The sequence below is a fragment of the Parasediminibacterium sp. HNIBRBA5674 genome, from assembly GCF_056745525.1.
Map to the genome: position 1 here is coordinate 19,664 of NZ_JBQWIE010000041.1, position 12,079 is coordinate 31,742.

Annotated in this window: 10 protein-coding genes and 1 tRNA gene; 7 read left to right on the forward strand and 4 right to left on the reverse strand. The window is 36.4% G+C overall.

From position 1 onward, the window contains the following. Nucleotides 1-32 precede the first annotated feature (32 nt). From ACT9TX_RS16120 to ACT9TX_RS16130, 3 genes are all read left to right on the forward strand, one after another. Nucleotides 33-1,001 carry a TerC/Alx family metal homeostasis membrane protein gene (locus ACT9TX_RS16120; RefSeq protein ID WP_481339822.1) on the forward strand — a complete coding sequence of 323 codons (969 nt, stop codon included), beginning with the start codon at nucleotides 33-35 and terminating at the stop codon, nucleotides 999-1,001. A gap of 8 nt (nucleotides 1,002-1,009) precedes the next feature. Beyond that, nucleotides 1,010-3,475, forward strand: coding sequence for a bifunctional UDP-N-acetylmuramoyl-tripeptide:D-alanyl-D-alanine ligase/alanine racemase (locus ACT9TX_RS16125; RefSeq protein WP_481339824.1), 2,466 nt, complete (start codon nucleotides 1,010-1,012; stop codon nucleotides 3,473-3,475). Between the two features lie 115 nt (nucleotides 3,476-3,590). Beyond that, nucleotides 3,591-4,256, forward strand: a complete 666-nt coding sequence (locus tag ACT9TX_RS16130; RefSeq protein WP_481339825.1) for a lipoprotein signal peptidase — start codon at nucleotides 3,591-3,593, stop codon at nucleotides 4,254-4,256. Here the strand turns inward: ACT9TX_RS16130 and uvrB are convergent. Both uvrB and ACT9TX_RS16140 read right to left on the reverse strand, forming a co-directional pair. Continuing rightward, entirely contained in the window at nucleotides 4,253-6,289 is a 2,037-nt protein-coding gene (gene uvrB / locus ACT9TX_RS16135) for an excinuclease ABC subunit UvrB (RefSeq protein ID WP_481339827.1), read from the reverse strand. The genes ACT9TX_RS16130 and uvrB overlap by 4 nt on opposite strands. Nucleotides 6,290-6,541: 252 nt before the next feature. Then, entirely contained in the window at nucleotides 6,542-6,916 is a 375-nt protein-coding gene (locus tag ACT9TX_RS16140; protein WP_481339828.1) for a YccF domain-containing protein, read from the reverse strand. A 157-nt stretch (nucleotides 6,917-7,073) separates the two neighbouring features. On the opposite strand from ACT9TX_RS16140, the gene tatC reads away from it, so the two are divergent. After that, nucleotides 7,074-7,925 (forward strand): twin-arginine translocase subunit TatC, encoded by an 852-nt coding sequence (gene tatC / locus ACT9TX_RS16145; RefSeq protein WP_481339830.1) that lies wholly within the window; start codon nucleotides 7,074-7,076, stop codon nucleotides 7,923-7,925. A 206-nt stretch (nucleotides 7,926-8,131) separates the two neighbouring features. Here tatC and ACT9TX_RS16150 read toward each other — a convergent pair whose 3' ends face one another. Beyond that, nucleotides 8,132-8,788, reverse strand: a complete 657-nt coding sequence (locus ACT9TX_RS16150) for a tetratricopeptide repeat protein (protein ID WP_481339831.1) — start codon at nucleotides 8,786-8,788, stop codon at nucleotides 8,132-8,134. Between the two features lie 238 nt (nucleotides 8,789-9,026). Beyond that, nucleotides 9,027-9,482 carry a VOC family protein gene (locus ACT9TX_RS16155; protein WP_481339832.1) on the reverse strand — a complete coding sequence of 152 codons (456 nt, stop codon included), beginning with the start codon at nucleotides 9,480-9,482 and terminating at the stop codon, nucleotides 9,027-9,029. A gap of 51 nt (nucleotides 9,483-9,533) precedes the next feature. On the opposite strand from ACT9TX_RS16155, the gene ACT9TX_RS16160 reads away from it, so the two are divergent. From ACT9TX_RS16160 to ACT9TX_RS16170, 3 genes are all read left to right on the forward strand, one after another. Next, nucleotides 9,534-9,608, forward strand: a tRNA-Arg gene (locus ACT9TX_RS16160). Between the two features lie 150 nt (nucleotides 9,609-9,758). Then, nucleotides 9,759-10,982 carry a GAF domain-containing sensor histidine kinase gene (locus ACT9TX_RS16165; RefSeq protein WP_481339834.1) on the forward strand — a complete coding sequence of 408 codons (1,224 nt, stop codon included), beginning with the start codon at nucleotides 9,759-9,761 and terminating at the stop codon, nucleotides 10,980-10,982. A gap of 86 nt (nucleotides 10,983-11,068) precedes the next feature. Then, nucleotides 11,069-11,458 (forward strand): response regulator, encoded by a 390-nt coding sequence (locus tag ACT9TX_RS16170; RefSeq protein WP_481339836.1) that lies wholly within the window; start codon nucleotides 11,069-11,071, stop codon nucleotides 11,456-11,458. Nucleotides 11,459-12,079: the final 621 nt, after the last annotated feature.

Genomic DNA, 12,079 nt, shown 5'->3' on the forward strand with positions numbered 1-12,079 from the left:
AGTGCCAATGCGCTATCATTCAATATTACATCATGAATTCACAACAAATAACCTACTTGGTATTCGGTCTAGTATTAGTGCTAGCTTTAGTTTTTGATTTGGGATTATTAAGTAAAAAAAATCAAGCCATTACCATTAAGCAAGCCCTAAACCAAACCTTGTTTTGGGTGGCTTTGGCTTTAGGTTTTTTTGTGTTTATGTGGTGGGAAGAAGGTCAGAAACCAGCACTTGAATACTTGAGTGCTTACCTAATGGAATGGAGTTTGAGTATTGATAATATTTTCGTTTTTATCCTCATTTTCAACGCTTTTAAAGTTAAAGAAAAGTTCTACGGTAGGGTATTATTGATAGGCGTATTGATGGCTATTGTGTTTAGAGTTTTGTTTATTACAGTTGGTGTAGGTTTGGTAGAAAAGTTTAGTTGGTTGCTGTATGGTTTTGGTGCCTTCTTGTTGTACACTGGTTTTAAAATGTTTACAGCTAATGAAGACGAAGAATTTAAACCTGAAGAAAGCAAAATTTATAAAGCCATGCAACGCTTCTTGCCACTTACAGCAAGCGATGGCAATGGTAAGTATGTAATACGTGAAAATGGTAAGCCTTTGTACACATCTTTATTTGTGGTTGTAGTAATGTTGGCTGCTATCGATTTAGTATTTGCGCTTGACTCAATACCAGCAGTGATGGGTATTTCAAGAGATAAAATGGTTATTTATACCTCAAATATTTTTGCAGTTTTAGGCTTAAGAAGTCTATTCTTTTTACTAAGAGGTGCAGTGAGTAAGTTCGATTATTTGCAGCAAGGTATTGCTATCGTTTTGGTGTTTATTGGCGTAAAAATGCTTGGTGAACATTGGATAAGCGAATGGATAGATAAGAACACGCAAGTATTTATTTCACTCGGTGTAATATTGATTTGTATCTCTGGTTCTATCTTCTATTCAATATTTATGAACAAGAAAGGCATACCAAAAGATGTGGTAGATGCATCTGTAAAATAAACAACACATTGTCTTACTCAGTACAACATATTGCCCAAGTAGTTGCTGCGTCTAATACTGAGTTAGTAGATGCAACAATCGAGTATTTGTTAATTGATAGTCGCAAAATTGTTTTTCCAAAAACCTCTTTATTTTTTGCGTTAGCTGGCCCAAGACGTGATGGACATACTTACATAAAAGAAGTGTATGAGCGTGGTGTAAGAAATTTTGTTGTCAACCAAAAAATAGATGCAACGCTTTATCCCAATGCTAATTTTTTATTGGTAAATGATGTGCTGAAAGCCTTACAAACATTGGCTTTACATCATCGCAGTCAGTTTCAATATCCAGTCATTGGTATTACAGGTAGCAATGGTAAAACCATTGTAAAAGAGTGGTTGTACCAATTACTGCAAGCAGATGAAAATATTGTACGTAGCCCTAGAAGTTACAACTCGCAAGTAGGTGTGCCTTTAAGCGTTTGGCAAATGCAAAGCCAACATACTTTAGGCATTTTTGAAGCAGGTATTTCTACCGTTGGCGAAATGGAAGCTTTGGCAAATATTATTCAACCGACCATTGGTATTTTAACCAATATAGGTGAAGCGCACAGCGAAGGTTTTGCTAATGACGTAGAAAAACTACAAGAAAAATTAAAACTGTTTACACATTGTAAGCAACTTATTTATTGTAAAGATGCATTGCCAAAGGAAATGAATATTGCAGCATTCGTTGACGCTTCTACACAATTATTTTCATGGAGTAAAAAAGAAGCTGCTACGGTTCAAATTACTAGGGAAATAAGGCTTCAACAGCAAACAGAAATTGTTTTTTCTTACCAAGGAAAATCATTCTCAATCATCATCCCTTTTACTGACACAGCATCGGTAGATAATGCTATTTCGTGTATTTGTGTTATGCTATTGAGAGGTACTGCTACTATACAAACTAGAATACTACAATTGCAGCCTGTAGAAATGCGCATGCAGTTGAAAAAGGGTGTAAACAATACCTACATTTTAAACGATAGTTATAGTAATGATTTGTCATCGTTAAGCATTGCACTTGACTACTTAAAACAGCAATCAGGCAATACAAATACCACTGTTATTTTATCAGATATCTTACAGGCTGGTATGGCTGATGATAAGTTATATACAGTGGTTGCAAATGAATTGCAGCAGCGCAATATTCATCGCTTCATTGGTATAGGTAAAGCTATTAGTAAACATCACGTGGCATTTGCTAATATTCAACAAACTAGCTTTTACAATACCACAGACGACTTTTTGCAACAAGCCACACACCACCAATTTGGCAACGATTATATTTTGCTAAAAGGTGCTCGTGTATTTGCTTTTGAGCACATCAATCATTGGCTGGAACAGAAGGTGCATCAAACCATTATGGAGATAAATCTCTCTGCAATGGTGCATAATGTAAAGCAGTACCAGCAAAAGCTTTTGCCTACAACAAAATTGATGGCTATGGTAAAAGCCTTTAGTTATGGTAGCGGTAGCGTAGAAGTGGCAAGGTTGTTACAGTTTCATAAAGTAGATTATTTGGCGGTTGCTTATGCAGATGAAGGTGTTGATTTACGTAAGGCTGGCATTACGCTACCCATTATGGTAATGAATGTAGATGAAGCGGGTTTTGATGCATTAGTTGACTATAATTTAGAACCAGAAATTTACTCGTTCAATATTTACAATAGTTTTCAAAAATACTTATTGCAGCAAGGCATTCAGCAATTTCCTATTCATATCAAACTCAATACTGGTATGAACCGCTTGGGTTTTGAGGTTGATCAAATTGAAATATTAGCGAAGCAATTAGTGGCACAACAAACATTTGTCGTAAAAACAGTTTTTAGCCATCTAGTAGCAAGTGAATCTGCTGAACATGATGGTTTTACACTACATCAGGCTAGCTTGTTTGATGCAGCTTGTGCAGTGTTAGAGCAGCAGTTGCCATACACTTTTATTAAGCATTTAGCTAACTCTTCTGGTATTTTTCGACATCCAAATTTACAGTACAATATGGTGCGTTTAGGTATTGGTTTGTATGGTGTAGATAGTGCCAATGGTACTGAATTACATTTACAACCTGTAGCTACATTAAAAACCACTATTGCGCAAATAAGAATGGTAAAAGCCAATGATACCGTAGGTTACAATAGAAAAGGGAAAGTGCTTAGAGATAGTAAAATTGCTACCATTCGTATTGGTTATGCCGATGGATTTAATAGACAACTTGGTAATGGTATTGGCAAAGTGTGGTTGCATCAACAGTTAGCGCCAGTGATAGGCAATGTATGTATGGATATGGTAATGATAGATGTAACCGATATTGCTAACGTGCAAGAAGGTGATGAGGTTGAGGTTTTTGGTATGCATTTACCCATTCAACAAGTAGCGGCTTGGTGCAATACGATTACTTATGAGGTTATGACCACCATTAGCCAACGTGTAAAGAGAGTATATGTAGAGGAATAATGTCTTTTTCTGTTAGAGAATGTCTATAGACTATATAAACTCTTAAACTTTCTGAACTGTAAATCCTAAACTGTAAACTCTACTATATTTGCCCGACCTTAATAATTCGCATCAAATGAAATCGAAACATCTAGTTTTTATCATATTGGCTATCATTTTTGCTGACCAAGCTTTAAAATTTTACATCAAGCTAAACTATTATGCTGGTGAGCATCACAATGTTTTTGGCTCATGGTTTCAGTTACATTTTGTAGAAAATGAAGGCATGGCTTGGGGCTGGAAATTTGGTGGTGGTATTGGTAAAATCATTCTGACTTTATTTAGACTAGTAGCGGTTGTTTGGGGTACTTTTTTATTGAAAGATTTTATAGCTAAAAAATACCACAAAGGGTTTATTATTTGCGCAGGTTTAATTTATGCAGGTGCTTTGGGTAATTTGATCGATAGTATGTTTTATGGATTGATATTTGAAAACAGCGATCCATTTATCAATAACGTTGCTAAAATTTTTCCTAAAGGCGGTGGCTATACAAGTTTTTTACATGGTAAAGTGGTAGACATGTTGTACTTTCCTTTGGTAGAAACTACGCTACCAAACTGGGTGCCTGTTATGGGTGGTAAAGTATTTACCTTTTTCGACCCTGTGTTTAACCTAGCAGACGCCTCTATTTCTGTAGGTGTTATTACCATTTTAATTTTCCAAAATACTTTTTTTAAGAAAGAAGAAGTAGCTAAAACAGAAGAAACTGTTGCGGTAGAAGAAGCGCCTCAGGCTAGCTAACTTTTCATCCCTTCTAATTCTTTTTGCATTCTAAACATTTCGTCTCGTAGTCTTGCGGCTTCAATAAAGTCAAGGTCACGAGCGGCTTTTTCCATTTGTTTTTTGGTTTGTGCAATGGCTTTTTCTAGCTTAGGTATGGTTTTGTATTCTACCTGTTCTTCTGCTGCAATGTTTAAGCTGCCATCATCAAATATGGCGTAAGGTTTATTTGGGTCAAAACCTTTAATATCAAGCACAGAAGTTTGCTTCATTATCTGATCTATGCTTTTCTTCACCGTCATTGGTGTAATGCCATGTTGAATATTATAGGCAACTTGTTTCTCTCTTCTACGGTTCACTTCATCTATGGTGCGTTGCATACTTTCAGTCATTTTATCGGCATAAAAAATAACCTTACCATCTACATTTCTTGCAGCACGGCCAGCAGTTTGCGTTAAGCTTCTTTCGTTACGTAAAAAGCCTTCTTTATCTGCATCTAAAATAGCTACCAAACTTACTTCTGGTAAGTCTAAACCTTCACGTAGTAAGTTTACACCAACCAATACATCAATCTCACCAAGCCTAAGTTGGCGCAGTATTTCAATACGCTCAAGTGTATCTACATCGCTGTGTATATACTTAGATTTTATGTTGATGCGACCAAGATATTTGTCCATTTCTTCGGCCATACGTTTGGTTAAGGTAGTTACCAAAATACGATCGCCTTTCTTTACAGTTTTATCTATTTCGTCTAGTAAATCATCTATCTGATTTACAGATGGTCTTATCTCAATTGGTGGTTCTAGTAAGCCTGTAGGCCTTACCACTTGTTCTACTACTACACCACCTGTCATATCTAATTCATAGTCACCTGGTGTGGCACTTACAAATACCGTTTGTCCTATCAGGTTTTCAAATTCATGAAAATTTAATGGTCGGTTATCCATAGCGCTTGGTAGCCTAAAACCATAATCTACCAACACCATTTTTCTACTTCTATCACCACCATACATACCAGCAATTTGTGGCACAGTTTGGTGGCTTTCATCTATCAAGCACAAAAAGTCTTTAGGAAAATAATCCAATAAACAGAATGGTCTTGTGCCAGGTGTACGTCTATCAAAAAAGCGAGAATAGTTTTCAATACCGTTGCAATAGCCCAATTCACGAATCATTTCTAGGTCAAACTCTACACGTTCTTTAATACGTTGCGCCTCAATAAATTTTCCAATGCCTGTAAAATAATTTACCTGCGCCATCATTTCATCTTGTATTTCGTTTATCACCTCTTGCATAATATCTTTAGGTGCTAAATACAAGTTGGCGGGAAAAATGGCAGCGTTGTCTAGTGTGCCAATGCGTTTGCTGGTTTCTTTTTCAAGGCTTTCTATTTCTTCAATTTCATCACCAAAAAAAGTAACTCTGTAGGCAATATCTAAATAAGGTAAGTTAATATCTACCGTATCACCTTTTACCCTAAAAGTACCTCTAGTAAAATCGCCCTGACTTCTCGAATACAAGCTATTTACCAATGCATGCAAAAAGCCTTGGCGAGAAATGACCTGCCCTTTATGAATACGTACAATACCATTTTCAAATTCGGTAGGGTTACCCATACCATAAATGCAACTTACACTTGCTACCACTACAATATCTCTTCTGCCACTTAATAATTCGCTTGTGGCTTGCAGGCGTAGTTTGTCTAATTCTTCGTTAATGCTTAAATCTTTTTCTATGTAGGTATCGCTTACAGGCATGTAAGCCTCTGGCTGATAGTAATCGTAATAGCTTACAAAGTAGCCAACAGCATTATCAGGAAAAAACTGTTTAAACTCGCCGTATAATTGTGCTACAAGGGTTTTGTTGTGTGTTAATACCAAGGTTGGCCTTTGTGTTTGTTGAATCACATTGGCCATGGTAAATGTTTTACCACTACCAGTTACACCGAGTAAGGTTTGAAACTGTTCGCCACGGTTAATGCCTTCTACTAATTGTTTGATGGCAGAAGGTTGGTCGCCAGAAGGGTGATATGGTGATTGCAATTGAAAAGGCATGGTACGAAGATAACAAGTTGCTATGTTGAATGTTCTGTGCAATTAGCAACTAAATAGAATGAACGATGAATGGTAATTCTAAAATAAGTTGCGTACATTCATGTTTCCAACTCACCAAAGAAAAGGAGGTATTCATGCAATCTACAGATCAGTCATGGAAGCTTCAGGTTAGCATTGGTTAATCTAGCTTATCCATCAAATAATCTGCTGACAACAATGTCAGAGAGCCATCTGCTATAGCAGGTGGCTTTTTTATTCGGCTACAATCCGCTTACCAAAAGGCATTAACGATAATTCTACCAATTTAAAATGCTGACGACCCCAAGGCAAGCCAATGATGGTGATGCTTAATAAAAAGCCAAATAGTAGATGCATTAAAGCGGTGTACAAACCACCAGAAAATAACCAGATGATATTGAAGATAACCGATAGGCAACCTGTGCTGCTACTATCACTTACTACTTTGCTGCCAAAAGGTAGTAATACCATAAAGCCAATTTTAAAACACTGCAAGCCAAATGGAATGCCAATAATGCTTATGCAAAGCACAAAGCCACCAACAAAATAACCTATAGCCGAAAAGAAGCCACCAAATATTAGCCAAATAAGATTGCCAATTGCATTCATAATAGTAGATTGATAGTAATAGAAAAAACTGCGTGTTTGTAAATATAAACCTTAAGTAGAAACACCGCCACCGCCTTTTAGCTACTACATTTTTGTAACCAAATTTTTAAATCCTGCATTCATATAACTTTACAGCCAATAAATAGTCTGAGTAAGCATGGCACTTTTTAATAGGTTAGGTACAAAAGGTAAAGAGATGAGCTTTATAGATCATCTTGAAGAGTTACGATTGCACATTATACGTAGCGTTATTGCGGTATTGGTTTTGGCTGCGGTAATTTTTATTTATAGAGATTGGGTGTTTGATTATATCATCACAGGGCCTATTAATCCAGATTTTATTACTTATCGTGTGCTATGCGATTTGAGCCATACCTTACACATGGGGCAAGCTTTGTGTATGCCACCTGTGCAGGTAAGTATGCAAAGCACCACATTTGGTGGGCAGTTTATAAGTAGTATTTCAATAGCTTTAATTGGTGGTTTTATTGTGGCTTTTCCATACATCTTTTGGGAATTTTGGCGATTTATAAAACCAGCTTTAAAAGAAAAAGAGTTAAAAGGTACACGATTTGTCATTTTTTGGGTGTCGTTCTTTTTCTTTTTAGGTGCAGCTTTTGGCTTCTTCTTGCTAGGGCCTTTTACGTTTAACTTTTTAGCAGGCTTTCAGTTGGGTACAAAAGGGATGCTTGTAACCAAGCCTACATTAACGGATTATTTTGACAATCTTACGAACTTGATTCTTGGCTGTGGTATTGCTTTTGAATTGCCAGTATTAGCTTATGCGCTTACCAAAATTGGTATTGTAACGCCAATGATGTTAAAGACAAGCCGTAAATATGCCATTGTGGTTATATTGATTATTGCAGCCTTTATTACACCTAGCCCTGATTGGATGAGTCAGTTTATAGTGTTTGTACCACTATGGTTGTTGTATGAATTAAGTGTTATTTTATCATCAAAAGTGTATAAAGAGGAACAAAAGAAAGAGGCTGAAGAGTGGGATTAAAAGTACAGCTGTCTGAACCTAGATTTATAGGATTATTGATAGAATACAAATGTTGTTTCACAATGCTGCATAGCGATAAGAACGTACAAGTGTGCGACGCAACAGACGATAAATAGTAGTACTACTGTTGGTTAACAAATAAAATAGCCGCTTCGAAACTTCGAAGCGGCTATTTTATTATTCTTTTAAATCTAGGTTCAGACTTACTAACCTGGCATTCTAGAAATATACTTTTCTATTTCTTTTATTTGGTCAATTACTTGTTGTGTTTTTGGCTTACAATCTTTTGCTTTACGGAAAAAATCTTTAGCCGCTTTGAATTGACGTTTGTTCATAAAAATCTGCGTCATGCTTAAATAAGCAACTGCCAAGCTTTCTTTATCTGAAATGCCCAGACGTAACGCAGCACGAATGTAAGATTCGCCTTGTTTAAGGTCACCTCTTTGCATCGCCATCATACCAAGTTGCAATTTATTGGCACCTTCAGCTTCAGGCATTGGGCTACCCAAATCGTTACTTTGTTTTAAATACTTTTCGGCGCCATCAAAATCTTGCTTCATCATGGCCATATTACCTTTAATAGTATAGTAAGTGCTACGTACAGGTTTGTAAAGCAAATTAGGATACCAAATACTATTCATAATGCGCTCTACTTCTTCAATATTACCTGCTTCCATTGGCTCTTGAATTAAGCGCATTGGGCCAATAACAAAATGGCTTACCAAACCAATAACACCAATAAAATACAACGGAAACACGGGCCAAAAACCAGATACACCAGTTACCTCTAGCAGAATACCGCCTACAATAGCAATGATGCTAAGCCAGAAACGGTATTTGATTAATAAATTATAAAACTTCATAGTTAAGCCTTTTAAAAGGTTGGCAAATATAACATCTGAACCAAGATTTGGTATGATTAAATTGTTTTTGCCAGTCAGAGCCTGTTTAAAATCATTTCAATGGCTAATGCGTGCTGCTTTGTGGCTGCAACTTCGTTAAATTTTTCGCCGTAGGCGTTAAACTATGGCTACAAAATTTGCCTTGTTTCGCTCAAAAACCTTCTACGCATTATTCCATCAAATAATCTTAAACAGGCTCTTAGTCTTTAGCGTCGTTTATTTCTACCCAATAACCATCTGGGTCTTGCAGCCATATTTGTTGTACACCATCTACACGAATAGTGATAGCCTCTTTTGTGCCGTTTACATTTTCCCAAGTGATGTGGTTCTTTTTTAGTATTTCGGTAAATGCTTTTACAGACGTAACACTAAAGCAAGTGTGCTGATTTTTATAGTACTCTTTTTTTGCTTCGGCACCCTCAATTACATGCATGGCTATGCCTTGCCCTGTTTTAAACCAAGCGTGTTTACCATCATGAAACGGTTCTGCTATGGTATCTAAGCCAATAATATCTTGGTAAAAATGTTTACTAGTAGTAAGGTTTACCACATATACAGCGGTATGATTAATTTTTGCGAAGGTTTTATTTTGCCCAAAAATATTAGAAGTAGCTAGTAGCAGCATACCACAGGCAAGCGTGTGTTTAATTGTCATGGCAAGAATGTTTTTTAAGATGCTAAAGAAACGATTATTTTCGCAGCCAATGGTCCCGTAGTTCAATGGATAGAATAGGAGTTTCCTAAACTCTAGATCCAAGTTCGATTCTTGGCGGGACCACCAATTTTACCAAAGCATTTATTTGCTGCGTATTTACAAAAAACAAATCTCCCCAAAACCTTTTTGTTATATTTGATGCAAGTCAACCGAATAAGTGTTGAATTGTAGTATTGTTTACGTAGTAATTACTAAAAGCCATATCCATTTTAACAAATGAACATTAAGTTGAAATTTCCAATACCAGCCAACGAGCAAGACCGACTTTGGGCGCTAGGTGAGTTTGATGTAGACTACACAGAAGTGTCGCATGTGTTTAAAGATTTAGTACACCTTGCAGCAAAAATTGCCAAAACAGAAGTTTCTCTTGTTAATCTTATTGACTCCTATACACAATGGTCTGTAAGCAGTTATGGCTTGCCGATAGATCAAATGGAAAGAACAGAATCTGTATGTCAATATACCATCATCACAGATGACTATTTTGAAGTTAAAGGCTTGTCAAAAGATGAGCGTTTTAAAGACAAATCTTATGTGGTAAACGACCCTAATCTTGACTACTATTTTGGCGTACCATTAACCACAGAACAGGGTTATAATTTAGGTGCACTTTGTGTGATGGATAAAATGGTTAAAGAACTATCACCTGAAAATATTGAGCTTTTAAAAATTGTAGGTAAAGAAGTGGTAAACCGCTTGGTAGCACTAAAAACAATACAAGACTTAAAAGCGCAGGCTGTTGCAAAAGAAGAGCTTCGCAAAAAAGTAGCCCACGATATTAGAGGTCCATTAGGGGGTATCATCAGCCTTACGCAGATTATAAGCATGCAAGGTGAAAACAATAAACTAAGCGATGTGCTTGAGTTTATCAACATGATACAAAAGGCGGGCACATCGTTACTTGACTTAGCTACAGAAATTCTTAACTCAGAAGATAAGCAAGTAGTTACAAAAGCAAGAGAAGCAACGGTTAATGATTTTAGCCTTGAAACCTTTAAGCAAAAATTAGAACGGTTGTATTTGCCGCAGGCAAAAAATAAAGCGATTAACTACACGGTAAGCCTTATGCCAGATAGTGTAGATATGCCTTTTCCTAAAAATAAACTATTACAGATAACAGGCAATTTAATTACTAATGCTATTAAGTTTACACCTGTAAATGGCAGTGTGAATGTTACGCTTGGCTTGTTTAATAACGAGCGTCAACAAACGTTAACAATTAAAGTAGCAGATACAGGTGTGGGTTTAGATGCTGATGCTATTAGTCATATTTTGTCTGGTAATAAAAACACTTCTGATGGTACTGATGGTGAAGTAGGCTTTGGTTTTGGTCTAGCACTTGTAAAGCGCTTGGTTGATGACCTTCATGGTACTATGAATATAGAATCGGTACCAAATGAAGGCACTACATTTACTATTTCGTTACAGTGGGTTAACTAATGTCAACACATCTTTTTCACCAGCTTCTACGTACTTAAAATAACAACTTTGCTTAGCCCTAATATTGTAAATACTAAAGCACCACTATGGGCGAAATGAATACCGAAAAAGCAACCATACTTATTGTAGAAGATGATAGCTTTTCGCAAACCATACTCAATATGTTTTTAAAACAGCAGTACCATACTGCTCTTGCCGATAACGGTAAAGAAGCACTAACCATTTTGCAAAGTGGATTGCTGCCACAGCTTATCATTTCAGACTTACATACACCCGAACTAGACGGCTTTCAATTATTAGAAATACTAAAGGCTAATCCTGCCTATAAAGCCATACCCTTTATAGTGCTTTGTGGTGATGATAGTGAAGCGCAGAAAATTAGATGCACACAAGCAGGCGCTGCTGCATTTGTTATAAAGCCTTTCAATCCTACAGCATTAGCTTCGTTAATAGAAAAATTGCTTAACAGTTTTTGAACTTTTGTACTTTGCTGATGATATATAGGGTAGTAATATTAATTACCCAATAGATACCTGCTGTTATTGTAATTTCAACAGTTAACAACACTAGTTGCTTTATACAAGTATACACTTGCCAATAGATGAGCGCCAAGCAAAAGCCAAACAAAATACAAGCAATAGCTACAAGCTGAAATTATTTAAGATCAAACAACCGCTTTTTTTGTAGGTAAATATTCCAAACTTTTAGTGCTATTAGGTACTGAAACAGCATTCCTATTGCTAAATAGAAAGCATACACAGATGCAAACAATTCAATGTCGAATAATGGCTCCACGCTAAAAGCAACATCATCAAAACGTTCAGGATATTTGTAATGAAGAAAACTGTTACACCCTTGCGAGAATAGTATTACAAAAGCTAGACCCATTAAAGGTGCTATAACAAGGCGTAATGTTTTGTGCGTAAAAATGCATTAGTGCGATATTGTAAGAACTTTTTAATATTAGAACGCAACCAATTGCGTTCTAAATTTTTAAAAAAATGAAATTCTTTAAACTTAGATTTGGTGGTTTAAAAAACTCTCTTATCTTTGCCGCCCGTTTGTGAGGATGGGTAGTTCTTGAGGGGTTTTGGTTG